Annotated in this window: 24 protein-coding genes and 1 pseudogene; 13 read left to right on the top strand and 12 right to left on the bottom strand. The window is 43.5% G+C overall.

Annotated elements, in window-relative coordinates; genetic code table 11:
- The 3 genes from QAS77_RS02060 to fen all read left to right on the top strand — a co-directional run.
- On the top strand, positions 1-325 hold a 325-nt coding region (locus tag QAS77_RS02060), incomplete at its 5' end, for a hypothetical protein (protein ID WP_250867092.1).
- A gap of 151 nt (positions 326-476) precedes the next feature.
- Positions 477-791 carry a hypothetical protein gene (locus QAS77_RS02055; protein ID WP_250867034.1) on the top strand — a complete coding sequence of 105 codons (315 nt, stop codon included), beginning with the start codon at positions 477-479 and terminating at the stop codon, positions 789-791.
- A gap of 18 nt (positions 792-809) precedes the next feature.
- Positions 810-1,826, top strand: a complete 1,017-nt coding sequence (fen, locus tag QAS77_RS02050) for a flap endonuclease-1 (RefSeq protein ID WP_250867035.1) — start codon at positions 810-812, stop codon at positions 1,824-1,826.
- Here fen and gpmI read toward each other — a convergent pair.
- The 6 genes from gpmI to QAS77_RS02020 all read right to left on the bottom strand — a co-directional run bounded on the left by gpmI (position 1,823) and on the right by QAS77_RS02020 (position 8,907).
- Entirely contained in the window at positions 1,823-3,379 is a 1,557-nt protein-coding gene (gene gpmI / locus QAS77_RS02045) for a 2,3-bisphosphoglycerate-independent phosphoglycerate mutase (protein WP_305063986.1), read from the bottom strand. The two genes, fen and gpmI, sit on opposite strands and share 4 nt — an antisense overlap.
- Before the next feature lie 126 nt (positions 3,380-3,505).
- Positions 3,506-4,750 carry an ABC transporter permease gene (locus QAS77_RS02040; protein WP_305063985.1) on the bottom strand — a complete coding sequence of 415 codons (1,245 nt, stop codon included), beginning with the start codon at positions 4,748-4,750 and terminating at the stop codon, positions 3,506-3,508.
- Complete coding sequence (locus QAS77_RS02035) at positions 4,747-6,048, bottom strand: COG1361 S-layer family protein (RefSeq protein WP_305063984.1); 1,302 nt, start codon at positions 6,046-6,048, stop codon at positions 4,747-4,749. Before QAS77_RS02035 ends, QAS77_RS02040 begins: the two co-directional genes overlap by 4 nt.
- A 1-nt stretch (position 6,049) precedes the next feature.
- Positions 6,050-6,787, bottom strand: a complete 738-nt coding sequence (locus tag QAS77_RS02030; protein WP_250867039.1) for an ABC transporter ATP-binding protein — start codon at positions 6,785-6,787, stop codon at positions 6,050-6,052.
- 397 nt (positions 6,788-7,184) lie between these two features.
- Positions 7,185-7,976 (bottom strand): helix-turn-helix transcriptional regulator, encoded by a 792-nt coding sequence (locus tag QAS77_RS02025; RefSeq protein WP_250867040.1) that lies wholly within the window; start codon positions 7,974-7,976, stop codon positions 7,185-7,187.
- Between the two features lie 7 nt (positions 7,977-7,983).
- Positions 7,984-8,907: a hypothetical protein gene (locus tag QAS77_RS02020; RefSeq protein ID WP_305063983.1), complete on the bottom strand. Its 924-nt coding sequence runs from the start codon at positions 8,905-8,907 to the stop codon at positions 7,984-7,986.
- 506 nt (positions 8,908-9,413) lie between these two features.
- On the opposite strand from QAS77_RS02020, the gene QAS77_RS02015 reads away from it, so the two are divergent.
- From QAS77_RS02015 to QAS77_RS02005, 3 genes are all read left to right on the top strand, one after another.
- Positions 9,414-9,959 carry a hypothetical protein gene (locus tag QAS77_RS02015; protein WP_305063982.1) on the top strand — a complete coding sequence of 182 codons (546 nt, stop codon included), beginning with the start codon at positions 9,414-9,416 and terminating at the stop codon, positions 9,957-9,959.
- A 123-nt stretch (positions 9,960-10,082) separates the two neighbouring features.
- A complete protein-coding gene (locus QAS77_RS02010; protein ID WP_305063981.1) occupies positions 10,083-10,685 on the top strand; it encodes a hypothetical protein in 603 nt (200 codons plus the stop codon).
- A 56-nt stretch (positions 10,686-10,741) separates the two neighbouring features.
- Positions 10,742-11,590 (top strand): class I SAM-dependent methyltransferase, encoded by an 849-nt coding sequence (locus tag QAS77_RS02005; protein WP_305063980.1) that lies wholly within the window; start codon positions 10,742-10,744, stop codon positions 11,588-11,590.
- A gap of 7 nt (positions 11,591-11,597) precedes the next feature.
- Here QAS77_RS02005 and QAS77_RS02000 read toward each other — a convergent pair whose 3' ends face one another.
- Positions 11,598-12,965, bottom strand: coding sequence for an MATE family efflux transporter (locus QAS77_RS02000; protein ID WP_305063979.1), 1,368 nt, complete (start codon positions 12,963-12,965; stop codon positions 11,598-11,600).
- A 180-nt stretch (positions 12,966-13,145) separates the two neighbouring features.
- Between QAS77_RS02000 and QAS77_RS01995 the strand changes: the two genes are divergently transcribed.
- Positions 13,146-14,069, top strand: coding sequence for a UbiA family prenyltransferase (locus QAS77_RS01995; RefSeq protein WP_305063978.1), 924 nt, complete (start codon positions 13,146-13,148; stop codon positions 14,067-14,069).
- A 16-nt stretch (positions 14,070-14,085) separates the two neighbouring features.
- On the opposite strand, the gene QAS77_RS01990 is transcribed toward QAS77_RS01995, so the two are convergent.
- The 4 genes from QAS77_RS01990 to QAS77_RS01975 all read right to left on the bottom strand — a co-directional run bounded on the left by QAS77_RS01990 (position 14,086) and on the right by QAS77_RS01975 (position 19,629).
- On the bottom strand, positions 14,086-14,871 hold the full coding sequence (locus QAS77_RS01990) for a helix-turn-helix transcriptional regulator (RefSeq protein ID WP_250867047.1): 786 nt from the start codon (positions 14,869-14,871) through the stop codon (positions 14,086-14,088).
- A gap of 294 nt (positions 14,872-15,165) precedes the next feature.
- Complete coding sequence (purH, locus tag QAS77_RS01985) at positions 15,166-16,782, bottom strand: bifunctional phosphoribosylaminoimidazolecarboxamide formyltransferase/IMP cyclohydrolase (RefSeq protein WP_250867048.1); 1,617 nt, start codon at positions 16,780-16,782, stop codon at positions 15,166-15,168.
- A 74-nt stretch (positions 16,783-16,856) separates the two neighbouring features.
- Positions 16,857-18,758, bottom strand: coding sequence for a phosphoadenosine phosphosulfate reductase domain-containing protein (locus QAS77_RS01980; RefSeq protein WP_305063977.1), 1,902 nt, complete (start codon positions 18,756-18,758; stop codon positions 16,857-16,859).
- A 52-nt stretch (positions 18,759-18,810) separates the two neighbouring features.
- Positions 18,811-19,629, bottom strand: a complete 819-nt coding sequence (locus QAS77_RS01975; RefSeq protein ID WP_305063976.1) for a Dna2/Cas4 domain-containing protein — start codon at positions 19,627-19,629, stop codon at positions 18,811-18,813.
- 122 nt (positions 19,630-19,751) lie between these two features.
- Between QAS77_RS01975 and QAS77_RS01970 the strand changes: the two genes are divergently transcribed.
- Genes QAS77_RS01970 through cyaB form a run of 5 tightly spaced genes read left to right on the top strand, consistent with a single transcriptional unit; the run spans position 19,752 to position 23,690 of the window.
- Positions 19,752-20,492, top strand: a complete 741-nt coding sequence (locus QAS77_RS01970) for a helix-turn-helix domain-containing protein (RefSeq protein ID WP_250867051.1) — start codon at positions 19,752-19,754, stop codon at positions 20,490-20,492.
- Positions 20,493-20,548: 56 nt separating this feature from the next.
- Complete coding sequence (locus QAS77_RS01965; protein ID WP_250867052.1) at positions 20,549-21,598, top strand: hydroxymethylglutaryl-CoA synthase; 1,050 nt, start codon at positions 20,549-20,551, stop codon at positions 21,596-21,598.
- Positions 21,599-21,608: 10 nt separating this feature from the next.
- A complete protein-coding gene (locus QAS77_RS01960; protein WP_305063975.1) occupies positions 21,609-22,781 on the top strand; it encodes a thiolase domain-containing protein in 1,173 nt (390 codons plus the stop codon).
- A 5-nt stretch (positions 22,782-22,786) separates the two neighbouring features.
- Entirely contained in the window at positions 22,787-23,188 is a 402-nt protein-coding gene (locus QAS77_RS01955) for a Zn-ribbon domain-containing OB-fold protein (RefSeq protein WP_250867054.1), read from the top strand.
- Positions 23,175-23,690 (top strand): class IV adenylate cyclase, encoded by a 516-nt coding sequence (cyaB, locus tag QAS77_RS01950; protein ID WP_305063974.1) that lies wholly within the window; start codon positions 23,175-23,177, stop codon positions 23,688-23,690. Before QAS77_RS01955 ends, cyaB begins: the two co-directional genes overlap by 14 nt.
- 36 nt (positions 23,691-23,726) lie before the next feature.
- Here the strand turns inward: cyaB and metG are convergent, their stop codons facing one another.
- Positions 23,727-25,781 (bottom strand): methionine--tRNA ligase, encoded by a 2,055-nt coding sequence (gene metG, locus QAS77_RS01945; protein ID WP_305063973.1) that lies wholly within the window; start codon positions 25,779-25,781, stop codon positions 23,727-23,729.
- A 132-nt stretch (positions 25,782-25,913) separates the two neighbouring features.
- Between metG and QAS77_RS01940 the strand changes: the two are divergent.
- A pseudogene (locus QAS77_RS01940) lies at positions 25,914-26,485 on the top strand (signal peptide peptidase SppA); the annotation flags it as partial.

Here is a 26,485-nt window from a genome sequence, read left to right as displayed (position 1 = left end):
GATGGATCCCCGGGACATTGTATTTTCGATCGTGATGGTTGTATCTTCTTTTGTGCTGACCTATGAATGGCTTGGCAGGTTCAAACCCAACTCCGCTAATTCTTTGATCATACTTTCTGCTATTGTAATGGTAGGTGCATTAGCTGCGATGATCCTTTCTCTGGATATCAGGCTTCGGAGGATCGAAAAGACGCTGGATGATAAGGAACGTTCTCTTCGTATCAATATACAGAGCATTGAGAGTTCAATGGACAGGAAGATGAACGAAGTTATCACTGTAGTGGATGAGGCAATGGACGTAGTTAATAGGAAATCATATCGTTAATTCCCTCTCTTTTTTTCTTTGAAATAAGCAGAATCGCATTCATTGTGAACTGTTACATCAAATTCGGCCTGTCGACATCTGCCGAAACCAATATATGTGTACCAGTATATGTGGAACTTGTAATATTGCTAAGATTCAAGGGAGTGCGTATATGCGCATCAATTTAGAACCAATTGGCATAATTAAAAAGGCTGGAAAGTATTCAGAAATATTAATATATTCTGAATTTGAGCAGATCATAAAAAATCTGGTCTCAATGGTGGGAAAAGGCTCTGTTGGTGGTCAGGAGCTCCTAGTGGTGCATAAGAACTATACTAGTAGCGATGGACACCAGGTTGAGGTGACCAAGACAGAAGTAGTTGAAAGGGATGGTAATGTCCTTAAAGTTGGGAAAATGAATGCAAACGATGATTCTGTCATCGATATCAGACTTTCCATTACCGATGGTCTCTCTGGAGATCTATAATATTTACATCATTTGAACATGGGTACGGATATTGGGGATCTACTTCTTAAAGATGCGATCGAGTTAGCTGGGCTTTCAAATAAAGTAGTGGCTATCGATGCGTATAATACTCTTTATCAGTTCTTAAGTATAATCAGGCAACGTGACGGAACCCCTTTAAAGGATTCCAGCGGTCAGATCACTTCTCATCTTTCGGGTATCCTTTATAGGCTTACCAGTCTCATCGAAGCAGGTGTCAAACCTATTTTTGTCTTTGATGGTAAACCTCCTGATTTCAAATCAGATACTCTGGCAAAACGCCATGAGGTCCGGGAAAGTGCAACTGCTAAATGGGAAGATGCAAAAGCACAGGGACTTGAGGAAGAAGCCTACAAGTATGCACAGGCCTCCTCAAAAGTGACCCGTGAGATGATCGATGATTCTGTCAGACTATTGGAATTGATGGGTATCCCTTATGTGAAAGCACCATCCGAGGGGGAGGCACAAGCCTCATACATGGTCCAAAAAGGGGATGCTGATTATATCGGTTCACAGGACTATGATTCATTTCTTTTCGGCGCACCACGAGTGGTTCGAAATCTCACTATTACCGGTAAGCGAAAGCTTCCGAAAAAGAACATCTATGTGGATGTTAAACCTGAGATCTTATCCCTTGAGGATTCCCTTGGGGAACTTGGCATTACAAGACAGCAATTGATCGATATTGCCATGTGTGTAGGCACAGATTATAATACCGGTCTCGAGAACATCGGTCCGAAAAGGGCGCTTAAACTGGTGAAGGAACACGGCGATATAAAAGCTGTACTCGAAGAACTTGGAAAAGAGATCGAAGACCTTGACGCTAAAAGGGATTTCTTCATGAACCCGCCGGTCACAGATGATTATGAGCTTAAATGGATCAAGCCTGACCGTGCCGGGGTAATTGATCTTCTCTGCAAAAAACATGATTTTTCAGAGGACCGGGTCAATAAAGCACTTGACCGCCTTGAAGCGAACATGGGTGGCAGTCAAAGCACTCTTGATCAGTGGTTTTAACTGTTCTTTATTAAAGGAACCCCGGTCATTTCCGGTGGCTTTTCAATGCCTATTATCTTCAGTATGGTGGGTGCAACATCTGAAAGCCTTCCTTTTTGAAGTTCAACTCCCTTTTCCTGTGTCACATAGATACAGCGGACCGGATTTGGCGTATGGGCCGTGTGGCATTGCCTGTCCGTATTGTTGCAGAACTCTACCATCTTTTCGGCATTGCCATGGTCTGCCATTATCATGGCTTCGCCACCTGCTTCCTTTATTGCAGTAATTATCTTTCCCACACAATCATCAACGACCTCGACCGCTTTCACGGCCGCTTCCATTATGCCGCTATGTCCTACCATGTCCATGTTGGCAAGATTGAGTACGATCACATCATACTTTCCAGATCCTATCCTTTCGATGAGCTCTTCGGTGACCTCATAGGCACTCATTTCCGGTTTCAGGTCATAGGTTGCCACCTTTGGGGATGGGATCAGACACCTGTCTTCTCCTTCGTTCTGCTTTTCAACACCGCCATTGAAAAAGAATGTCACATGTGCATATTTTTCGGTCTCAGCTATACGCAACTGCTTTATTCCCTCTTTGCTGAGCACCTCTCCCAATGTGTTCTTCAGTTCTTCCGAAGGGAATGCTATGGGGACATCCAGCTTTTCATCGTATTCTGTCATGCATACAAAATGCACTTTCGGATGGCTTTTGCGTTCAAAATTGTCAAATTCATCATTCACGAAAGCATAGGTCAATTGCCTTGCACGGTCAGGGCGGAAATTGAAGAAAATGACCGTATCGTTCTCATTCACAGATCCTATGGGTCTACCATTTTCATCGACGATCACCGTAGGTTTGATAAATTCATCATTCTCGCCTCTCCCATAACCTTCCGAAATGGCATCAATGGGCCCTTTTGAATAATATAATCCCTCTCCCCGGGTGATCGCATTGTATGCATCTTCGATCCGTTCCCAGCGGTTATCCCGGTCCATGGCATAATAACGCCCTGAAACCGTGGCTATCTTTCCGACCCCCAGGGAGTTACAGTATTCCACATGTTCCTTCATATCCTCAAGTGCCGCTCTTGGGGGAACGTCCCGGCCGTCAAGGAATGCATGGACGAATATATCGGTAATACCTTCATCCTTTGCAAATTCAATAAGTGCACGTAGGTGCTTCATGTGGCTGTGAACACCTCCGTAAGAGAACAACCCCATAAGGTGTAGTGCAGAACCCTGTGCTTTTGCATTTTCAATTGCTTGCTTCAATACAGGGTTCTTGAAAAAGTCCCCGTTTCCGATATCCCGGTTGATGCGTGTAAGGTCCTGGTAGACAACACGTCCTGCACCTATGTTCAAGTGCCCAACCTCTGAGTTCCCCATCTGTCCTTCAGGAAGTCCCACATCCTCTCCTGAAGCGCTGAGGAGTGTATTCGGATATGTCTCCAGCAAATCATCAAGGTTCGGGGTGTTGGCTGCACTGATGGCATTTCCTTCCACTTCAGGGGAATATCCCCAGCCATCAAGTATGGTCAACAGAAAAGGTCTTTTGGTAAAATTCATGCGAAGTAGATTATCCTGATGGTTATTAAATACGCTGATTTGCAGGTAGTAAGAAAATAGTGACAAATAAAAGAGTAGTGTTCCTGCCAGTTTTTTGGCAGGGACTATGTAATGTCTACAGTCTGTTCATTCATATCTCAAAGCATCTACCGGCTTCATCTTGGATGCACTGTATGCAGGGATAACGCCGGAAATAACTCCTATCAACATTGCAAGTCCTATTCCAAGGATCATTAGTTCTGGGGACAGGCCGGTTGCTGAACTCGTGGCAGTACGTCCGATCTGCAATCCGCTCATGGGTATGACAACTCGTGAAACGATCTCTCCAAGAACGATTCCTAAAAAGCCACCTACAAAACCCACAAGTGCGGAATTCATAACGAATATCATCATGATGTCCCTGTTCTTCGCACCAATGGCTTTCATTGTGCCGATCTCTTTTGTCTTTTCCATTACGGAAGTGAACATTGTATTTGCAATTCCCACTGCGCCTACTAAAAGAGACACTCCTGCAATTGCACCAAGGAAGAACGTCATTGATGACACCATATCAGATACTCCGTCCATCTGTGATTTTGAATCTGTTACTGAAAAATCCCTATCCTTTTCATCAACATGACGTGAGATAAGAAGGGTACTCTCTATCTCTTCAACAGCCGATTCCACGACCTCTTCATCTTCAACCTTTATCACAATTGATCCGTACACGTCCTTTTCTGCATCTTCGATAACATTTATTGCAGCATCTATCGGCATTATTACTGCATTATTGCTCTCGCCGTCTTCCAGTATTCCTACCACTCTTACAGATCTATCTTCTATGGTGATAACTCGGTTCACTCCAATTGGCTGGTCGAACAATTCATTTGCGACATTGTATCCGATCACCGCTACATACTTGTCCGATGGCTCAAGGGCACGGCCCGAATCGTAGTCCATATTAGATGTGTACTTCCATACTTGTGTATCCACGCCGGTAACTGACAGGGATGCGGTCTCTCCCGTGAATTCCACGTCGGCTTTCCCACTGATCTGGCCGTACATGTACTCAATCTCTTCGATCGATCGGAGTGCCATTATATCCTTATCCGTAAGCTCATCTTCATCAATAGTAGCAGTAGTACCTCCGCCTCCGCCTCTGCCTGGTCCCATTGAGGACTGAGCACCGGAATAACCGGGAGTGACGGTGATTATCGTAAGGTCCATATCCTCAAAGCTGCTCTCAACACTTTCCGTCATTGCATCTCCAAGAGCAACTATACTAACCACTGATGCAACACCTATGACGATGCCAATGATAGTCAGCCAACTTCTGATCTTACTGTGCAGAAGGATGTTGGTCGCAAGTTTAAGAGATGTTTTGTACCTCATTGTTCCCTTTCCTTGTCCTTTCTCTTTTTATATACTGCAGCAGCTCCTACAACGATTGCGGCGAGGATCAGAAGGTATGTGGTAGTGCTGGTCCCGCTACTTGCATTCCTGTTCTTGGCATATGCCACATCATTTTCTCCAGTTGCACCCGAGGTAAATGAAATATCAACGTTTTTCTCAACTGAAAGCCTCTGACCCGTTGAATCAGTATATTCGATAATGGCTGTCAGTTCATTACCTGAACTTCTGCTGGCAGATCGGCCTGCAGGTATATTTTCTCCAGTACCAGTTTTTTCACCATCACTATTTTCGTCGATTGCAACATTTGCGGATTGAGCAATGTTGAAAGAAGTGATCGTGTAATCTCCCTTTTCCAGGTTTCCTACAATGGTCGAGGAACTTCCTGTCACTTTGTATCCATCCTGCTCAGGAATTGATACTTTCACAGAATATGCTTCATTGTTGCCCACATTGGCAACAGAAAGTGAGACTTCCCCACTTGCACTCTCGGAGAACGAAACATCAAAATCGGTTTCTCCTCCTACAAAAAGCCCGGCTTTCGTAGTTATCTCATTTATATTTGAGTCATAATCCTCAAAACTCAGGCAGATATCCAGCTGATAAAGCCCGGGAATCGCATTCACATCAGCCATAACGGTGTAGCTTACAGTTGCAGATTCACCGGCATCGAGGTATGCGATATATTTGGTGTTATCTGAATATACCGGGAGGACAACTCCACTTTCTTCATCCCATGATATTACCATGTTCTTCAGGGGTGAGTTTCCAGTGTTGGTCACAATGAACTCAAGCGGTTCTTCGGTTGCTATGTCGATGTTTGATTTAGTTATGGTGACGATCTGTGCGTATTCCTTTCCACGGACGTCAATATTGACGGTTGTTGTGATCGTACCACCGTTCTCACTGTTAGTTACAACTATATCCAGTTCATACAGGTCTTCTGGCGCATCATTATCTATAAATAGTTTATATTTGAGTATGGCAGCATCATCTTCGTCCTGCCGTGAGTTCAGATATGGTATTGTCTGGGTCAGGGATTCACCGGTCACTTTTGAGAATGGATACTCCGGTTCAATGGTAACTGTAACGTCCTCAAGGTCTGAATTTCCATCGTTCATCACGCTAAGGGTGATCTCCATAGTCTCTCCCGGCCTTGCAGGATCAGGGTTTTGATTTAACATATTAACCGTTATCATTGAGGAATCCACATAAACTGCTGCAGAAGCACTTCCAGCGGTCATGCAGACAAGTAGTAGTAATAGTATCATTTTTTTCATATCAATTCTCCATCTTATTTCTGTATTCTATTTTCTCGACCTGTCCGTCCCTGATGTAGACTATCTTGTCTGCATACTGTACCGGTTCGGTATCATGTGTGACAATAATGATCGTTTTCTTCTCTTTCTGGTGCATCTCGTTCAGGAATTCCAGTATGTATGTTCCGGTTTTACTGTCGAGGTTGCCGGTTGGTTCATCGGCAAGAATGATCGGTGGATCAATGGCCAGTGATCGCGCAATGGCCACTCTTTGGCGTTGTCCTCCGGAAAGCTGGGAAGGCAGGTTTGTAAGTTTATCTCCGAGACCCACGATCTCCAGAAGTTCCTGCCCTCTCTTTTTAGCAATATCGGGGTCTACTTCCTGAAACTCGAGGGGTAGTATGACATTTTCTAAAGAATTGAGTGTGGGGATCAGGTTGAACTGCTGAAAAATGAATCCTATGCTTTGCCCCCTGATCTGTGCAAGATCGGACTCCTTTAACTTTGATATGTCTTGATCATCAAGCCGTATGATACCTTTACTTGGAACATCAAGGCAACCTATCAGGTTCATCATTGTACTTTTCCCGCTTCCGCTGGGTCCAAGGATCACAACAAATTCTCCACTGTATATGTCCAGATCCACATTTTTCAATGCATCAAATTCAATTTCTCCCATCTGGTATGTTTTCCAGACATCACTGAGCTTTATCAGCGGGGTATTGTTCTCCTGCATTTCAACACGCTCTGTTCCATTCATATTTTCAATCGTCTCGTCTCTTTTTTTGTTTTCATGGGGGTACCTGTAGGATCGATCGGTGATAGGTTACAGATGCCATTCCTGGGGTGGGTGTGGTACTAATGGCACTGTTTCAATGCCACTTTGTACAACTCTGCACTAGTGGTCTTGAATATAAGTATACTTTATAATCTAAGTGAAAAATATGATTTAAATTTATAATGAAGCTTTTTCAAGGCTTTTAATTCTTAAAAAAACTATTTCATTGCATTAAAATTAGATTATAACTATTATTGTGCATCTAATTCAAAAAAATATGCTGTTTGCGGTATGCTGTAAATCATAAAAAAATGCTGATAATAGAAGGGCGTAAAAAAGTGCAGATCTGTCCAAAAGCAGGCGGATGTAGGACAATTAATTATTCTCGTTCATGCTCATCTTTCAGGAATATGATATTTCCCCTTCCCTGCTTTATTTTTTCAACCCATCCTTTCTTCTCAAGGTCGTTTAGCATCATACTAACCTTTCCTTCTGAATAATCGATCTTGCTTCGAAGCTCCTTTTGTGTAATACTGCCATCATTGGATAGGAGTATTTTCACAATTTCCTGCAGGTCGGAAGGTAGGTCCTTCATATCTTCAGGATATGTCATATTCTCGTCTTCCGATAGAACTTCTTCAGCATGGTCAGGTGCTGAATATTCTGTTATTTCTATTTCCGGTTCAACGTGGTGCCTTTTTTTATCTTTTTTAGCTTTTGATGTCGTTCTCTCAATCGCTACCATTAGTACGATCGCAAGTAACAGGTAGGAGACTATTGAAATGCTGCTGGTCTGTGTAGCTGGCTGTTTCTCATTTTGTTCACTCTCCACAATGTCTGAATAAACAGGCATAAGCAAAAGATCGATCACATAGGTGCCATTGTCAGTGATAGTCAGTGGAACTTCTGTGGAATATTCAAGGTTGTTCTCTTTGTATGAAGTAGCTGTGATCAGGTAATTTCCCGGAGGTAATTCTAATGAGTAGATGCCGTATTGTGGAACTATGGACTGGATGGGCGTGGTGTTTATCTCTATATATGCATTATCAGTCGGTTCGAACGTGTCCCATTCATAAACCACTCCATGTATGGTGGCAGTGCTATCCGCACCTGCTAATGGCATTGATGCCAGGATGATGGCTATCCAGAATATAAGTGTGATGGGCTTCATTTTTTATTTAAGTGGTTTGACGTTTACTGGCAAATCCATGTTTCATCCATTCCATTGGAATTGTTCCATTTCCTTCTTCGTAACTGTAGGTCCCGTTTCCGGATAGTGCTGCAAAGCCATCTCCTATGGCCTTGAAATTAATACTCTGTCCGCGTACCATCACTATGGTGGATGTTCCGGTGATGTCCATTGTGCCGTTTACATTGCGGTAAGCCACGATTTTAGGATCGATATTGCTTTCCGGTTTATATTCTCCATCGATGAAAATGATCTTGTCATTATTTTCATCCCTGATAGTGACCACAGCATTTTGGACCGAAAGGGTCATTTCGATGTTTCCTGAAAGAACCGCAGTTCCATTTCCACTTGCATTCAGGTATACTTTATCCTTTAGTTTAACCTGTCCAGGTTTCATTATTCGTTCGTCATTGAATATCTGTGGCACTATCTCATGAACAATTCGGAGTTCTTCAATTGCGTTGAAAAGATACTCTTTCTGTTCTACGCTAATGGTCGTGTAGCTTTCATTATTTTGCGAAAGTTCATCCGAAAGGGTCTTGTTCATCTTAGCATTTTCGAGATGCTGGCGAAATTCTCCTATTCTATTGGTCAGTAAGTTAACATCCTCTCCTTCATTTTCCAGCCTCTCCACTTCTTTCTCGAAATGGTAAAGTGCACCTTCGGATCTTTCGATATCCCTGTCTATGATATTGACAATATCCTGTTCATCTACAAAAAATAGTGTTTTATGTTTATATGGTGGTTTATGTTCGCTATCAAATGGCCAGTAACTGTTGTCATGGCCTATGTCCGATGTGAACCAGATGGGTTTTACGACCTCGTGTTGTAATTTATCCTGTCTATCAGCACAACTGGAAGTCAGTAGTATGAATGTCAGTAAAGCTAAGGTAATGCCTAATACCTTTTTCATTTTGATAATCCTCTTTCCCAGATAAATGCGATCAATGAATACTTCCAGTTCTGCTATTGAAGATATAAACATACTTTATGAAGGGGATGTATTTTGTTTTTTCGTATAATGAAATATGCATTTTGTGAGCCTCTTTAACTTCACAATCCTTTTTTTATCCTTCATTGATAAAAAGAGAGTTTAAATATGTATAAAATTCATTTTTATATCTGTATTATTTATTTATTCAATTTATATCTCTTTTATTCGTATTTATTAAGTTTCTTCGATGATCGATCAATATGATCTTATTCAAATTATTCTACGCACAAAAATATCGATTTTTTGTATTATATTATAAATTTAAAGGCTTATTAATTCCAAATAAGCTTTTTAGGGCTCTAATAAGCTTATTTTTAAGAATTAAATGCTTTAGATATCTTTTATCTGAAAGTATGCTTATATTCTCGACTGCCAGTGGATGCATTGTGAATACTCGGGTATTGCCGGGACACAGAGATGATAATATGAACAATAAAACATTGAAAACAATTGGTTGCTTTGCAGCTATCCTGATGGTATTCAGTTTGTTTCCAACAGGTGCGCTCGCGGCAGAAGACAGTACGACAAAAGATCTCCCAATGATGAAGTTCGGCGAAAATAATAGGATGGGACATGGGATCGGTGGAGGATTTTTCCTTTCTGATGGCCGTCCTGTATGTCCAGTGGAGTTCGAAAGTGAAGAAGATGCATTTGAGTTTCAAAAAGAACGTTTGATCACTTCCTTTGATAAAAAGATCGAAAGGCTGGAGACTCTAAAAGAGAACCTCGATGACATTGGTAACGAAGAGATCACTGAGGAACTTATAGATGAGCACATAGTTCAGCTTGAAGACGCAAAGGAGCTCATATCTTCTGCTGAGGACAAAGAGGCAATTAACGAAGTAATGGGATCATTGTCTCCTCTATTTGAAGATATGCCTGAAAAACTTAGAAGATCAAATGCCAAAATACATTTTCGTGGACCTATGAACGGTATGCATTCAAGGGGCATGGTTTCAGTTGAAGAATGAGTTTCGTTCATTGAATTAAAAACACTTTTCAGTCAAAAATGGGGCAAATAGCTCCATCTTTATTTTTGTGTGTTTGATGTTTGTTCTATGATACAATAAAGAATTGCTATAATGGTGTTTAATATGAAAAAAGGTCTGGCAACTTTCTCCATACTGCTAATTTTGTTATGTTCAATATCGGGGGGTGCTTATGCAAGGGGGAATATGTCTGATAAAGCCGGATTTGGCCCCAGAGTCAATGGATTTACAAACCTTATAGATTCAAAAATAGAGCTCCTTGAGAACGAGATCGAAAACAGCGATGATCTATCGTTCATTGAAGAAGCTGGGATCATGATATTTGAGCTGGAAAATGTCAGGGATGAAATCCAGGAAGCTTCTAATGAGCACGAATTTGCATCTTCACTTAATAAGTTCAATTCTCTAATGGAAAACTCTTCAGAATCTCTCAAACAAATTTTTATGAGCAACCAAGAAACGTCTGTTGCTCGAATTGATGCTTTAAGAAATGTAAGTGTGTCAATGAATGATGTAAGAAATAAAAGTGTACAAATGAATACTGCAAGTGGCGATATGAAGTCTTCAATTCTGAAGGCCGAAAGAGAGAATCCTATTAAGAACGTTTCCTCGATATCTACAATAGTTAATGGAAATAAAAATAAAGCTTCAAGTTCCAATTCTAATTTCTTAACCAGCTTTGTGAATAAAATAATGTCTTTCTTCTAACTTACATTTTTTCGATTTAAGAACATTTATGCAATATGAGTTCAATTCAATTTCTTATGAAACTGAATAAAATTGACTGGAACGATGTCTGGAAAGAACAGATGAGGATTTATAATGAGGTGGAGGGAACTCTGGAAAAAGTTGATATCTGGGAAAGTAAGGAAAATGCCAGAAGATACTGGGAAATGTCACAGAACAAGGGTGCTGACCGCATTGAACAGACTTTGAGTGAGCTCGATCTTAAAGCTGATTCGCGCGTTCTTGATATTGGTTCCGGGCCAGGTGCTCTTGCAATCCCGATCTCAAAACGTGTTCGGGAAGTGGTTGCAGTTGAACCCTCGGACGGGATGATGTCAGTATTGCAGGAAAATATCGAGGAGCTGGGGATCAGCAATGTCAAGTGCATTCACAAAGGCTGGGAAGATCTCGATATTGATGAACTTGGTGGAAAGTTCGATGTCATCATTGCTTCTTATTCGCTGAATGTGCCCGATATAAGGCAAACGTTCGAAAAGATACAGGCGGTTTCCAGTGGTTCTGTTTATGTTTACTGGTTTGCAGGGGAAACATCCTGGGATGATCAATACCGTGCCATATGGCCTGCTCTGCATAATGAGGAGTATCACAGTTCCCCGAAATGCAATATCATGTACAATGTCCTTTATAATATGGGTATATTCCCCAATATGGAGGTATTCCCCATGCAGAGAAGTATGACCTTTTCTTCCATGGACGAAGCGGTCAAACACTATGTTCCGCATTATAGGGCATACACTGATGCACAGGTCTCAATACTCAGGGAATATCTGAAAGAGATCCTGCCTGTCAATGAAGATGGTTCTATACTGCACTTTGGGGATACCACGCGGGTCAGGATGTGGTGGGACAACGCTTCTGATGATTGAAAAAGGTTCAGGAAAGATCCGGATGTATATCCTTTTTGAAAAGACTGTATTCCTTTGCCAGCATGACGAAGGTCACCAGAAAAGACAGTCCGTCAGATAATGGGAATGCCATCCATACTCCCTGAAGTTCAAAGAAACGAGGAAGTATAAGGACAAGCGGTATCAGGAAAAGCACCTGTCTGCTGATCGACAGGAAAAATGCTGGTTTCGCTTTTCCCAATGTCTGATATATGGATGCTCCTACTATCTGGAATCCGACCAGGGGTAGTGCAAGTGCCATTATCCTCATTGCTGCTTTTCCTGCCTCTATCAACTGTTGGTCAGTGGTGAATATGCTGAACAACTGGTTTGGGAATATGAAGAGCAGTAAGAACCCTGCAATTGATACCACTGTAGTTATTTTCATGGCCAATGCTGTAGAACTGATGACCCTTTCGTAGTTCTTTGCACCATAATTGAACCCCACTATAGGTTGTAGGCCCTGTACAATGCCTATCATTGGCATGAAAGTGAACATGAACAATCTATTAACGACACCAAATACTGCTATCGGGATATCTCCTCCGTAAACAGCAAGCACATTGTTTATCACTATCACCATAAGGCTGCCCGATGCACTTCTTGCAAATGAGGACGTTCCGATGGTGACCATCTCTTTCAGTATCTCGGGGTGGGGTACGAAATACCTTATGTGGAAATGAAAACTGCTCATTCCCTTTGTGAAATAATATAGAATGTAGAGGGCACTTACCACCTGTGAAATAACGGTTGCAATAGCTGCACCTTTTATGCCCATATTCAGTCCAAAGATGAATATGGGGTCAAGGATTATGTTAAGCCCTGCTGATATTACCATTGTAAACATGGCCACTCTTGCATTTCCTTCCGCACGAACAATGTTATTTAGTGTCATGGAAAATGCAAAGAATATCGTGCCGTAGAGGATTATCTTTGTATAATCGTATGCAAAAGGCATGATCGTTTCTGTGGCACCGAACATTCTCAGCAGGGGTTCAATGTAAATGACACCTAATATCGTCATAACGATGCTAAGTGCAAGTATGGCAGTTATGGCGTTTCCGAGTGCGATATCTGCACGTTCGTGGACCCTTGCACCTAAACTTCTGGAGATAATGGAGGCACTTCCTATGCCTATTGTGAGTGCTATTCCCATGATTATCGTCTGGATCGGGAATGCAATGGTTATCCCTGCAATACCCTGTACACTTTCCGCTCCAAGTGCCCGTCCTACGAAAATAGTATCTACAAGACTATAGAGGGCCTGGACTATCATTCCAACGGTCGCAGGCAGTGAAAGCTTAAAAAGGACCTTTTTAATGCTATCTTCTGAAAGCATTCTGGATCTCTCGTTCATAGGTATTTCCTCAGAAGTCTGTGGGGTGAAATGAAAACACCTTATAAATCAGTTCCGTATTTATCTCTTTTAGTGTGACTTTTAGGATTATGACTTAACCAGTCGGCACTACTAAAGTAGTTCAATGGTATAATAGTATACCAAATTACTAATATCAGGAAGTTGTGCAATTTTATATGTATGGGTGAAAAAACATCTTTCTCATTAGATAATGTCAGATTTCCGAAAAACAACCAAAATTCATACCATTTCCCGGACATTTCAAGTCTGTGGCCAACGCTACACCTTTTGAACAGTTCTACACTGGTGTCGATCTCCGGCGCTTTAAGGATATACCTTGCTTTCCTTTTGCTGCAGTTGCAATTCAATATCCTTTCCTGTATAGGTGGCGGCCTGGTGGTATATTCTGTCTATACTCTCGATCGTGCACTTGATTCTGAGGAAGATGCGGTGAACAGGTCCGAGCTTACTGGGGCAAGAAGGGATATTGCACTTTTTGCATCAGTGCTGACATTCCTTATTGGTGCTTATTTCCTGTTCCTTGACGGTTTATTGCTTCTTGCTTTTTTGCCCCTGGTGACCGGTTTCCTTTACAGTAAAGGGATCAAGGTCGGAACACATCATCTCAAGCTCAAAGGCGGTCTCGGTGTGAAAAATCTGGTTGTCGGCATAACATGGGGTGCATTCATTGCCGGTATTGCAGGTTGGTATGCAGAAAGCATATTGCCGGTGTTTGCTGTATTCCTTTATTTTGGGTGCAAACTTTTCGTAAACTCTTCAGTGTATGATTTCAAAGATCTCAAAGGCGATGCACTGGCAGGAATAAAAACACTTCCTGTAAGTCTTGGCGAACAAAAGACACGTGACATCCTTCTGGGTATCCACTTATTCTCTCATTCACTTCTGTCAATTCTGATACTGTCAGGTCTTATTGCCTATGAGCCGATGGTGCTGGTCTACAGCTTCATTGCTGGTATCGTCTGTATCGATCGCTTTGCAGCACCGGTTGAAAAAGAGTCAAAGAACAGGTTGTACAAACGACTGTTCGTTGTGGATGGCGAATCGAGTATGGTAGTAGGTCTAAGAGCAATTATGGGAGTTTGATTGTATGGAAGGGATGTTAAAGGGATTTGATCTCCTTTGCTTTCTCTTTATAATGCTCAAATAGTTCTTTTCCCCATTTGACGGCAGCTTTGTCGTGTCCTATTAAATCGTTTTGTGGGTCATATGTTCCGTTCTTGAAGAACAATGACATGGAAAAGAACTGGTCGGTTACAACGAATGCGACCTTTGCTTCATCGATCAGGTAGAGCTTTGTATTATCAGAGTTCAGATACGTCTCTAGTGAATCTCTGTATTCGTTCTTCACCTTTTCAAAAACATTTTTTGTCAAAACGAGCTTTGTAGGAACATCATTTTTGGCGAGACTGACAAAGAATTCCGGATATCTTGGGATAAAGATGGTGGAAACCCCATATATCTCGCTTGAGTTATTGATGTCATCAAGAAAATTCTTATGGGAATCATATATGTTTTCCAGACCTTCCTGGTGGACAGAGCATTCACCAAGGTCACCGATCCTATCAAGAAGCTTTTGTGGTATTCCATCAAGTAAGTGTTCTTTCCAGAAATCTTCGTTCCTTTCGATGGCATCAAGGGTTTTTATCAGTGGTTTTAGATACTTGGATGCCACTCTTCCGATCGGTGTAATGTAGTACTTTTTTTCATCTTTACATATAAGGTTTGAAGCTTCCATCTCTTTTATTCGGGGTGATATCTCTGGCGAGCTCACCTTGAAATAATCCTTTATTTGTGATAATGTACGAGGTTCTTCTTCTATGAAGAAAAGAAGGTCTTTTCTTTTTTCTGAAAATGTGAGAACGCTTAGCAATCCACTTGATTTCATTTCCCTTAGCTCCATAGTGTTGGGTGTACCGATTGCATATATAATTGGTGGGACACTTTTTAAATATTTACTTTCACATACTTGTATTTTTTAAAACCCTGTCTTCCTTTTTTTCTAAGTTTTGATAAAAATACAACTTATAGGTCCGTATTAATGGCTCCTACTCCCATACTCGCCAAATATACAAATACAATTAATATTAAATTTATTATAAATATATACTGATATGTGTTGTGGCAGAATAAGTCCTAAAAAAGAAGCGAATGTGTGCAAAAGCACACATCCGGGATCTGATTAGTGTAGGAAGTGTCTCATTCCAGTGAACACCATTGAGATGTTCAGACGATTTGCAGTAGCTATGACCTCATCGTCCCTTATGGAACCGCCTGGTGAAATTATGTATCTTATCTTGCTTTCATCAGAATAGATTATACTGTCATCGAATGGGAAGAACGCATCAGATGCCATGACCGACTCTGAAAGTATTGATTGCCAGTATTCTTCAAAGCTCATATCCGGCTTTTCCCTTTCATAGATGATCTCAAGGTTCTCTTTTGCTTTTGTTGCTGCAAGTTTGCGTATGGAATCAACACGGTTTGGCTGTCCTGCTCCCATTGCTATCATAACGTAGCATCCGTCCTTGTATTCGTATGCAAGTGTCACGGAATTGGATTTTGTGCTCTTGCAGGCGCAAATACAGAATTCGGACAGTCCGCGTTTCTCTTCAGGGTATGCAGTTTCAGTAACACAGTCCCACTTCTCGTAAAGCCCGATGTTCCTTGTCTGTTTCAGCATTCCGCCGATCACATATTTGTATGTGGTCTCGGTATCAAATGCATCATTGAACTGTGGCAATTCAAGAAGGCGAAGATTTGAGCTCTTATCTTTCAGATATTCAAGGGCATCATGCTCGAATCCTGGTGCGAGTATGATCTCCACGAACTTACCCTTGAGGAACTCTGCGGATTCAAGGTCGAAAACGGTATTGGTGCAAATTATACTGCCAAATGCGGATATGGGGTCGCCGTCCCACGCATGCTGCAAAGCTTCGCAAAGAGTGTTACCGGTTGCCAGTCCGCATGGGTTGTTGTGTTTAACAATAGCAACTGCGGGGTTTTTGTTGCCTACCTCTTTGATGGTCTGGAGTGCATTGTCCGCATCTACATAGTTGTTGTACGAAAGTTCCTTTCCATGCAATTGTTTTGCATTTGAGAGTGCAGGACCAATGATCGCCTCATCTTTATAGAATGTAGCTTCCTGATGCCAGTTCTCTCCATATCTGAGCTTTGTACCCTCAGTGAAGTTCATACGCAGGACATCTTCATCGAGGAGGGTCTTGCTCAGGTACGTATCAATATTGCTGTCATAATTTGCAGTGTGCCTGAATACTTTGACCGCAAGTTTCTCGCGGGTGGTGTCAGAGACCACGCCGGCAGACCTCAATTCCTTGAGGACCTCTCCATAGTCTTCAGGGTCTGATATTACTGTTACAGACTTGTAGTTCTTAGCGGCAGAACGAAGTAAGGTTGGTCCTCCGATATCGATGTTCTCGATAGCTTCGTCAAGGTTCACACCCTCTTTCGAGACTGTTATCTCGAAGGGGTAAAGATTGACAGCTACCATGTCGATAAGCTCGATGGATTCCTTCTCAGCTTCTCCCATGTGTTCAAGATTTCCTCTCATACACAGCAATCCGCCGTGTATTCTTGGGTGGAGTGTTTTTACACGTCCTCCCATCATTTCAGGGAAACCGGTAACTTCTGAGACGTCGATCGTCTCAATACCCGCATCACGAAGCATCTTCGCAGTTCCGCCAGTCGATATTATCTCTATGTTCAGTTGCTCAAGTCCCCGTGCGAAATCCACGATTCCAGTTTTGTCAGAGACGCTTAGCAGTGCCCTTTTTACCAAAAAATCACCAAGTTAGATTGTTATATATGTTGTATAAATGTTCTGGTTGGCCATTACGACCGTCAATTCCAAGTTCACCCAAATTTCACAACCGGGCAAATTGTAACACAAGCACCACAATGAGTGCATTTACTGCTTATGATCGCCTTTCCGTCTTCTATATTGATACAGTCTTTAGGACACTTTCCTACGCAGACCCCACAACCCATACATTTCAAAGACCGTCTTACAGCTCTTTCGATCTGGGTCATGAACTCTCTTGCGTCTGTTTCGTTATTGCCTCTTGCAGTTACTGTCCCTGATGCGAATATCTGTGCACGGTCATCTTCGTGATGCACAGAAGCAACACCCTCGATATAGGCAACTTTACCTGCTGCACGGAGCAATCCGGTGGTTTCCAGAAGTTCCATGTCCAGTGCAATACCAAAACTGCCTTCAGCTGACATTCCACCTTCGCGGCATGGTCTGTATCCTGAGGTTACACTGAATTTCAGCTCACCTTTAACATCACTCTTTGGTATGATATTGATTCCCTTTTCCTCTGCTATTTTTGCAATAGCCGGTGGCAGGGTCTGCCATCTCCATAGTCCGTGCTCTACCCACTCTTTCGAGAGTCCCATCTTCTCTGCATATTCAAGCAGATGGTCATTAAGCCGTTGTTCCAGTTCAGGATGTGTTTCTTTCAGCCTGTACAGGTCCGACAATGAAGATGATGGGCATAACCAGCATCCTATGCGGTCGAATCCCCTCTCGTACATTATATTATAGGGTACGCCGGTCTTGAAGATATAGAGCCAGACGTGCATTGCTGTCCAGTCCTGTATGGGGGACGCACCGATCTGGTTGCCTACCCATGGGTTCTTCCAGACCCGTTCACTGTTCGCTCTTGCAGCGGACTCGTACTTTCTCTGCCCGATAAAAGTAAGGCATCCATCTTCATAATTGTCATTGATTATCTGTGAGATCGGTCCAAGTTTACAGACCTTGCAACACCAGCGTGCTTCCACTGACGGAGGTCCGAAGTTCCCTACAGATTCCCAGAAAGCTTCTCCTGCGTCCTTTGTCCTAAGAGGGCGCTGATAATGTTCCACTATGTCCTTCACATTCTCTATGGTCTCAGGGAATTCAAGTCCTGTGTCAGCGAAAAGGAGTTCGTAATCATCAAGGCACTCACTGACAAGCTGTAATACTGCAAGGCTGTCCTTTCCTCCTGAATAGGACACGCTCACCGGCCGGTTCACAGTTTCATTAGTATGTTTGATGAACTGGTGTGCTTTATCTTCGAAGAGCGCAAGTATCTCGGAATTCGCTTTGACCGCATCATCCCATGTCTGTCCGCCTTCAGGCACATCTATCTTTTCAGGCTTGCCTTTCCATCTGTTCTTGACACCAACACCCTTTTTGTGTTCGATCATGTCCGCACCACTCATGCGTGCCCTTCCGACTGCAACGATCTCACCTTCAGGTGTAAGCACAACAGTCTCGTCAGACACCTGTATATGTGGGTCGGCATCTACTATCCCCGGAGCCAGTACGCTTGCCCCTTTCAAGATAAAACTGACCGCACCGCTATCAAGTACTACCCAACCCTTCATCTTTTTCAGGTCCTTGCCTTCAAAAAGGCGTCTTGCACCGGCCAGTCTTGGCAGGAGTACCCACTTCAGACTGTCCATCTCAAAACGGAAACTTGCAAGGACTTCACCATCAACGATCACTTCTTCCATTCTGTCATCGTAGGGTGCTTTGTTGAGTACCGCTAAGTGCCCTTCAGGTATCAGGGGTGCATTGAACTGTTCCAATGAAACTGTGTTTATATTGTCTATATCATACTGGAATGCTGGTCTGATGTCGCCAGGCGGTGTAACACCCACTTTCGTAGTTGCCTTGCCACAACTGCATTTTTTCCCGAGTACGGGGACATTACAGTCTTTACACCAGTGCAGAAGCAGTTTTCCCAGATATACAGGTTTTGACATTGTAGATGGACACTGGAAGAATACATAAATAGGTGTTGGGTGCTCGGATATCTTAGAAGAATTTAGAGGCAAGAGTGGACTTGGTTGTGCATAAATGTGTGAAATTACAATGTTCGCAGATCTTCCCTTCTTTACGTTCAGGTAGGTTTCCGTCTTTTATTCTGTCGACACGGTCGCGTATCTTAAGCACCTGTCTCCTGTCCTCAGTTCTGACCTTAACTTTTCGTATCTTCCCTTCCTTTGCATATTCCACAAAACCGAGCTCAACAGTTTCCCCGCTGTCCTCCTCTACCAGCATTGAAAGAGCTGCAATATGTATCCTATCGTTCCCCCAAACTCCGTTTACCGGGCACTTTCCGGTTCTTATGGAAAGGGGTGCCATCCTTTCCCTATATTTTACTATTGCAGAAGGGATACCTGTCAGTTTCAATCTGTCAGAATGAAGTACAGGTTCTGTTCTATGGGGCATTATACTTTGTATGATGTCAACTTCGCTTTTCTTGAAGACCGCATCGGAAAGGTTTGTTGCAATATTATCAAGCAGTTCAAAGACGTTCCTTTCAGCAGTCTCTATCACATTAAATGGGACATTTTTTAGCTCAGTGGAGTAGATGAAGTCAAGTTCGCTCTTTACACGTTCGAATTGCGCACTAAGTTCTTCCAAAATGCTTTCTTTTGTGGGCTTTGCTTTTTTGATAACATCTGCATAACCCATGGCTAGCTCCTTTAACATCATATGTTCAATATATCCTGAACTGATGGTTGGCATAAGCTCCTGCTCTCTGTATGTATAATATACTTGTCTGGGACATTTTAAGTACAGAAGAAGTTCCGATACATTAGCATGCAATTTCAGATCTGCCAGGGACATGGTTTATAACAGATTATCGGCATTTTATAAATAGTTGAACCATATAATTGGTTTTATTCGACAATTGTCGATAGAGCGTTCGGTACATATATATGTGTGATACTCATACAGTTTATTGAAGCATGACCAAAGATATGGCCAATGAAAACATTCGTCAGCGTCTCGCTGAAAAAATGGCAGGCGAGATCACCTTATCCGAGAAACCCGGAGAGGCGCTGAAAAAATGGAGACTTAACTTCGACATTGCCCAGACTGATCTTTCGGGCTATCTAAAAGTATCTCCTTCTGTCATCAGTGATTATGAAAGTGGACGGCGAAAGTCTCCAGGAACTCTCATTGTCAGCAAGATAGTCGATGCTCTTTTGGAGATCGATACTTCAAAGGGTGGACAGAAAATACACAGCTACGAAGGCATGCTTTATGCCAATCCGGGAGCTAAGGCGGTGTATGCGACCTATGAATATACATATCCTATGCAGCTCGCCAAACTTGCAACCCTGATCGAAGCGGATGTTGTGAACAAGGGTGTGGAAAAACCTCTTTACGGTTTTACGGTTGTGGATAGTAAGAAGGCCATCCTTGAGCTTTCTTCCCATGAGTTCCAGAAACTCTATGGGTGGAGTACCGAACGTGCATTGATATTCACCAAGGTATCCACAGGAAAATCACCACTGGTGGCTATTCGCGTGACCAATCTGAAACCGGGGGCGGTTGTCATCCATGGGATTCGTGGCAACCAGGTCGATCCGATGGCAAAGAAGATGGCAGAGATCGACAGGATACCACTTCTCGCAACAACGATGGACATTGATGAACTGGTCGAAGTGCTGAAAAAGTACAGCCAGTATCATGTGATCGAATAATGATCGCTTTGTGATCGATTTTGAAAAACTTGAACATATAAACAGGTGAATGATTAATGAGTGTAGGAATTGTTTCTTACGGTGCTTATATCCCCAAATTCAGGATAAAAGTAGAAGATATTGCCCGCGTATGGGGAGATGATGCGGATATTCTCAGTGCAGGTCTGATGGTATATGAAAAATCAGTTCCTGACCTTGATGAGGATACTGCGACCATTGCAGTGGAAGCTGCAAGGTCTGCGGTTTCACGCCATAATATAGATGCTAAGCGTATAGGGGCTGTTTATACGGGTTCTGAAAGTCATCCGTATGCTGTAAAACCCACCAGTACGATCGTTGCTGAAGCTATTGAAGCAACTCCTGTATTGACCGCTGCAGATTTCGAGTTTGCATGTAAGGCAGGTACTGCTGCTATGCAGGCATGTATGGGATTGGTTGGCAGCAAAATGGTTGATCTTGGAATGGCCATAGGTGCCGATGTATCCCAGGGTGCTCCGGGGGATGCACTGGAATATACTGCAGCTGCAGGTGGGGTGTCCTATATCATCGGTAACAAGGAATCTGAGATGATCGCAGTTATCGAAGACACATTCTCATTTACTACCGACACTCCTGATTTCTGGAGACGTGAAGGTATGCCATATCCGGAACACGGCGGCAGGTTCACAGGCGAGCCCGGTTATTTCAAGCATGTGACCGGTGCTGCAAAGGGTCTGATGGAAAAGATGGGTACAAAACCTTCTGATTATGACTATGCTGTTTTCCACCAGCCAAATGGAAAGTTCCCTTCAAGAGTGGCAAAGATGCTGGGATTCACTAAAGAACAGATCAAGCCCGGTCTGGTTGTTCCAAGACTTGGTAATACATATTCCGGTTCATGCATGATGGGTATTGCCGCAACACTCGACCAGGCAAAACCAGGTGACAGGATATTTGCAACGGCATTCGGTTCCGGTGCAGGCGGAGATGCGTTCAGTTTCAGAGTGACCGATAAGATAGATGAGGTCCGTGATGCTGCGCCAAAGGTTGAAGATCTTTTGAAAGATCCTGTCTATATGGATTATGCAATGTATGCCAAACACAAAGGTAAGATAAGGCTTGCATGAGGGTGTTGATATGAGAGACGTAGCAATTATTGGTGTTAAGAACACAAATTTCGGTGAGATGTGGGATAGATCCTTCAGGGACATCGTTGTCGAAGCAGGTGTCGGAGCTATTGAGGATTCCGGTATATCCGGTGAGAAACTGGACGGCATGTACGTTGGTAACATGAGCGGAGGGCAGTTTGTAGAACAGGAGCATATTGGGGCTCTTATAGCTGATTATTCCGGTCTTTCCTTAGACCTTCACATTCCATCCACACGTGTCGAGGCAGCATGTGCTTCAGGCGGTCTTGCGTTCAGACAGGCTGTAATGGCAGTAGCTTCCGGTCACGAGGATCTTGTGATGGCAGCAGGTGTGGAGAAGATGACTGATGTTTCAGCAACGGCAGCTTCAGCAGCACTGGCGGCAGCAGCAGACCGCGAATGGGAAGGCATCATGGGTGCGACATTCCCGGGTCTTTATGCAATGATAGCAAAGATGCACATGCATCAGTATGGGACCACAAGCGAACAGCTTGCGGCAGTTGCTGTGAAGAACCACAAGAATGGATCAATGAACCCGATCGCACAGTACAAGAATCTTATCACTGTAGATAATGTACTTAACTCCATTATGGTAGCTGACCCATTGCACATATTCGATTGTTCACCTATCACAGATGGTGCATCAGCGTTGGTACTTGCTCCTGCGGATATTGCACACGAGTACACTGACACTCCCATCTATGTGAAAGCGACAGCACAGGCAAGCGATACAATTGCTTTGCATGACCGCCGTGATATCGCAACACTGGATGCATCCGTAGCAGCAGGAAAGCGTGCTTATGAGATGGCGAAGATGACCCCTGCGGACATTGATCTTGTGGAAGTTCACGACTGTTTCACAATTGCAGAGATTTGTGCCATCGAGGATCTTGGCTTTGTAAAGAAAGGTCTGGGTGGTAAGATGACCGAAGATGGTGAGACTGCTATTGGCGGAAAGATCCCTGTGAACACCTCAGGTGGTCTGAAAGCATGTGGTCATCCGGTCGGTGCTACTGGTATCAAACAGCTCGTAGAGGTCACTCAGCAACTTCGTGGGGATTCAGGTCCTCGTCAGGTCGATGGCGCAGAGGTCGGAATGACCCATAATGTCGGAGGATCCGGCGCGACAGCAGTTGTAAACATCTTAGCGAGGAAGAGGTGATAGGAATGTCTGTAGCAAGATTTTGGAGAAAGCAGATCAACCGGTATAATATTGTGGGAACACACTGCAAGACCTGTGATACGCACTACTATCCGCCACGCAACGTTTGCCCGAAATGCAGGCGTGATGGCGATATCGAGTCCTACAAGTTCGCTGGTCCGGGCGAGGTCGTGACATATACTATAATCCACACCGCAGCGGAAGGATTTGAAATGCAGGCACCGTATGCGCTTGCCATTATCGAACTGGATGAAGGGCCAAGGTTCACAAGTCAGGTGGTTTGTGATCCAGTGGAAGTTTCCATTGGTCTGAGGGTCAAGCCTGTGTTCAGAAAGCTCGGCGAGAGCGGTGACAAGGGTATGATCTATTACGGAACGAAGTACGTCCCGGATAATGATCGAAATTGAAGTAAAAGTGCGCGCCGAACACGCTCCTGTAAAGGACAGGGTCATAAAGCTCGGTGCGCAGAAAGTTCGTACGGAAGATCACGTTGATGTGTACTACAATTCACCTCATCGTGATTTTGCCAAAACGGACGAAGCATTGAGGTTGCGTAGTGTCGATGGTGGCACACGAATGACCTATAAGGGTAAGAAACTCGATGAGGTTTCCAAGACGCGGGAGGAATTTGAGACTCCGGTGGATGGTGTGGCCGCCCGGGGCATCCTCAATGCACTTGGTTTTTTTGAGTCAGGTGTCGTGAAAAAGACGCGTGATATCTACAAATACGACGACATAACTATCTGTTTTGATAATGTCGAAGGTCTCGGCGAGTTCGTGGAAGTTGAACTTGTTGCGGATTCGGATGTCCAAGGCCATAGGGAAAAGCTCTTCGGCTTCCTTGAGATGATCGGGTCAAAAAAAGAAGATTCCATCAGGACATCTTACCTTGAGATGCTGATGGATTGAGTTCATTTTGTTAAGGGGGAAGTCCCCCTCATTTTTTCAGTGTATGCAGGTTCCTGGATTTGTTTCCTTTTCCGGCTGTAAAAGGATGGCGTTATCAGCAGCATCCACTCCTGCGAGTACCATTCCGTTGGATTCGACACCACAAAGTTTTGCAGGTGCAAGGTTTGTGAGGACAGCGACCTGTTTTCCTATAAGCTGTTCAGGCTCATGTGATTCTTTTAAGCCTGCAACTATCTGGCGTGTTTCCTCTTCCCCAAGGTCCACCTGAAGTTTTAGTAATTTCTTTGATTTTTTGATAGCTTCAGCGGATACGATGGTTCCAATGCGTATATCCATTTTTGAGAAATCGTCGAATGTGATCAAATCTTTCATCTCCTCTATTTCTTTTACTTCTTCTACTTCTTCTGTGCCACTTTCCTTTGCAATTGCTTCCTTTACCCTTGCAGCAGATATGGTTTCCATCTCTTCGGTCTTCTCATCTTCTATCTTCTCAAAGAGGATGGATGGTTTTTCAAGTGTGGTTCCACTCTTTACGAGTTCAGTGGCTTCCATATAATTTGTTTCATGGACGTCTGTTTCCATGCCTATCTGTTTCCATGCCTCTTCCATCTTTTCCGGAAGTATGGGTTCAAAGAGCAGACAGAGTGCTTTTGTGATCTGGGCGCAGTTCTTGACAACTTCTCCACATGCTTCCTTGTTCTCTTTTATGAGCTTCCATGGTTCATTCGACTGGAAATATGTGTTTCCATATGAAGCAAGTGCCATTACAGTGTCCGCATATTTCTTGAACTCGTAGTTCTCCATGGCCTCTTTTGCATTTTCAATGGTTGTGTTGATCTCGTCAAGGATGTCCTGCTTTACCTCTCCTTCCGGTATCTCTCCGAAGTTCTTATGTGTGAACAGCAATGTCCTGTACAGGAAGTTTCCGAAAACACCTACGAGTTCGGTGTTGACCTTATCCTGGAACACTTTCCATGAGAAATTGAGCTCCTTTGTATGTGAGGTATAACTTGCAAGATAGTAGCGTAGCAGGTCCTGGTGGAATCCGTGGTCAAGGTAATCCTCGTCCACCCAGACAACATATCCGCGGCTCTTGGAGAATGTCCTGTCCTCGATCTTTACCATTCCTGAAGCGACGACCGCATCCGGCTGATTGTATCCGGCACCTTTGAGCATTGCAGGCCAGAATATGCAGTGGTGGTAGATGATATCCCCTCCTATGAAGTGGATTATACTTCCGTCATCTTTCCAGAACTTCTCCCAGCTCTCATTATTTGCTTCTGCCCATTCTTCTGTGAATGCGATGTATCCGATAGGTGCATCCACCCAAACGTATACCACAAGGTCCTCATGTCCCGGGAACTTGATTCCCCAATCGAGACTCCTTGTGATGCACCAGTCTGTAAGTTCCTGATTTACCCAGCCGAGGGCATAATTTCTTGCATTGAGGGTTCCGCCAAGCCCTTCAAGATGTTCCACAAGGAAATCCTTGAACTGTGAAAGCTTGAAGAAGAAATGCTCTTGTTGTTTATATTCAGCAGGTCCGTTGCATGTGGTACAGGTGGGATGTTCAAGTTCTCCCGGTTCAAGATGTTTTCCACACCCCTGGTCGCATTCGTCTCCTCTTGCTTCTTTTTTGCAGTGAGGGCATGTTCCCTTTACGTACCTGTCCGGAAGGGAACGGTCGCAGGAAGGGCAGTATGCTATCTCGATGGTCTTTGGGTAAACATAACCGTTCTCTATGAGTTTGCTTACTATTTCGGTTGTACGGTTATGGTTGGTGGGGTCATCTGTGGTGCCGAATGCATCGAACATAACTCCCATTTTCTTGAAGGTCTCATCGAAGTGTTTGTGATATACCTTTATGATCTCGGTAGGGGTTGTTTTAAGTTCCTCTGCATTGAACACGATAGGAGTTCCGTGTGTATCGGAACCACAAACGAATGTGACTTCCTGTCCTGTTTTTCTTAAGGACCTTGTGAAGATGTCTGCGGGCACGTAGGTGCGTAAATGGCCTACGTGTGCCTTTCCATTGGCATACGGCAGTCCGCATGTGACAAGAACTGGTTTCTCTGATGGGAATTTGGACATTATTGGTCTCCATGATCATTAGTTTTCTTTTGCATAGTGTGCAATCATAAAATATATTTCGCTTATATGTGTCCATAAGAGAAGCTTTTTGAATGGTCAGGTACAATTTACAATATATATTAGGGGTGTTAGATGACCTATAACACAGATCCAGAAAATGAGAATGAGGATAACGATGAGCTTATGGAAGAGCTCCTTGATGAATCCGTATTGGGAGCTCCCGATCTTGGTGCATTGGAATATTCGCCGGAGCCTGAATATACGGAGGTACTGGACAATGTTCATGAGCAAGGGGGCTCAGTGGATAATGTTGTTGTGGATACTTCCGAACCCTCGGATGCTGGTACTGTGAAGAAGGTCCCTTACGTTGATATGGGGGATAAAAGGGTTCCATATGGAAATGAACCGATTTCATCCAGGGAACCGCCCCAGTACGCAACTCCTGAAAAGAAGGACCGCAAATGGCAATATATTGCGGTCATCTCAGTACTGATGTTAATTATAGGCGGCAGTTTCGCAGTTATCTATCTGTCATTCGGCGGGGACCTCTATACTACCGATGAGCGGGTCGCAGTTATCTATGTGCAGGGTTTCATGCTGACAGGAAACCTCCCCTCTGGCTTTGGTTATGCTACTTCTGAAGATGTCTGTAACAGTCTGCGTAAAGCAACCGAGGACGATAGTGTAAAAGCCATTGTACTTAG

The organism is Methanococcoides sp. (assembly GCF_030594565.1).
GTDB lineage: Archaea > Halobacteriota > Methanosarcinia > Methanosarcinales > Methanosarcinaceae > Methanococcoides > Methanococcoides seepicolus.
Note: the sequence above shows the minus strand (reverse complement) of the source record. Positions and strands in the feature narration are given on the sequence as shown.

Bases quoted from the DNA above. Each gene is read 5' to 3' on its own strand.
- QAS77_RS01955 (WP_250867054.1), top strand. From the start codon at position 22,787: ATGTCTGTAGCAAGATTTTGGAGAAAGCAGATCAACCGGTATAATATT.
- QAS77_RS02040 (WP_305063985.1), bottom strand. From the start codon at position 4,750: ATGAGGTACAAAACATCTCTTAAACTTGCGACCAACATCCTTCTGCAC.
- QAS77_RS02055 (WP_250867034.1), top strand. From the start codon at position 477: ATGCGCATCAATTTAGAACCAATTGGCATAATTAAAAAGGCTGGAAAG.
- QAS77_RS01970 (WP_250867051.1), top strand. From the start codon at position 19,752: ATGACCAAAGATATGGCCAATGAAAACATTCGTCAGCGTCTCGCTGAA.
- QAS77_RS01995 (WP_305063978.1), top strand. From the start codon at position 13,146: ATGGGTGAAAAAACATCTTTCTCATTAGATAATGTCAGATTTCCGAAA.
- QAS77_RS01975 (WP_305063976.1), bottom strand. From the start codon at position 19,629: ATGTCCCTGGCAGATCTGAAATTGCATGCTAATGTATCGGAACTTCTT.
- QAS77_RS02015 (WP_305063982.1), top strand. From the start codon at position 9,414: ATGAACAATAAAACATTGAAAACAATTGGTTGCTTTGCAGCTATCCTG.
- fen (WP_250867035.1), top strand. From the start codon at position 810: ATGGGTACGGATATTGGGGATCTACTTCTTAAAGATGCGATCGAGTTA.
- cyaB (WP_305063974.1), top strand. From the start codon at position 23,175: ATGATCGAAATTGAAGTAAAAGTGCGCGCCGAACACGCTCCTGTAAAG.
- QAS77_RS02020 (WP_305063983.1), bottom strand. From the start codon at position 8,907: ATGAAAAAGGTATTAGGCATTACCTTAGCTTTACTGACATTCATACTA.
- QAS77_RS02035 (WP_305063984.1), bottom strand. From the start codon at position 6,048: ATGAAAAAAATGATACTATTACTACTACTTGTCTGCATGACCGCTGGA.
- QAS77_RS01965 (WP_250867052.1), top strand. From the start codon at position 20,549: ATGAGTGTAGGAATTGTTTCTTACGGTGCTTATATCCCCAAATTCAGG.
- QAS77_RS01990 (WP_250867047.1), bottom strand. From the start codon at position 14,871: ATGAAATCAAGTGGATTGCTAAGCGTTCTCACATTTTCAGAAAAAAGA.
- QAS77_RS01980 (WP_305063977.1), bottom strand. From the start codon at position 18,758: ATGTCAAAACCTGTATATCTGGGAAAACTGCTTCTGCACTGGTGTAAA.
- QAS77_RS02000 (WP_305063979.1), bottom strand. From the start codon at position 12,965: ATGAACGAGAGATCCAGAATGCTTTCAGAAGATAGCATTAAAAAGGTC.
- gpmI (WP_305063986.1), bottom strand. From the start codon at position 3,379: ATGAATTTTACCAAAAGACCTTTTCTGTTGACCATACTTGATGGCTGG.
- QAS77_RS02030 (WP_250867039.1), bottom strand. From the start codon at position 6,787: ATGAATGGAACAGAGCGTGTTGAAATGCAGGAGAACAATACCCCGCTG.
- QAS77_RS02025 (WP_250867040.1), bottom strand. From the start codon at position 7,976: ATGAAGCCCATCACACTTATATTCTGGATAGCCATCATCCTGGCATCA.
- QAS77_RS01960 (WP_305063975.1), top strand. From the start codon at position 21,609: ATGAGAGACGTAGCAATTATTGGTGTTAAGAACACAAATTTCGGTGAG.
- QAS77_RS02010 (WP_305063981.1), top strand. From the start codon at position 10,083: ATGAAAAAAGGTCTGGCAACTTTCTCCATACTGCTAATTTTGTTATGT.
- metG (WP_305063973.1), bottom strand. From the start codon at position 25,781: ATGTCCAAATTCCCATCAGAGAAACCAGTTCTTGTCACATGCGGACTG.
- QAS77_RS02005 (WP_305063980.1), top strand. From the start codon at position 10,742: ATGAAACTGAATAAAATTGACTGGAACGATGTCTGGAAAGAACAGATG.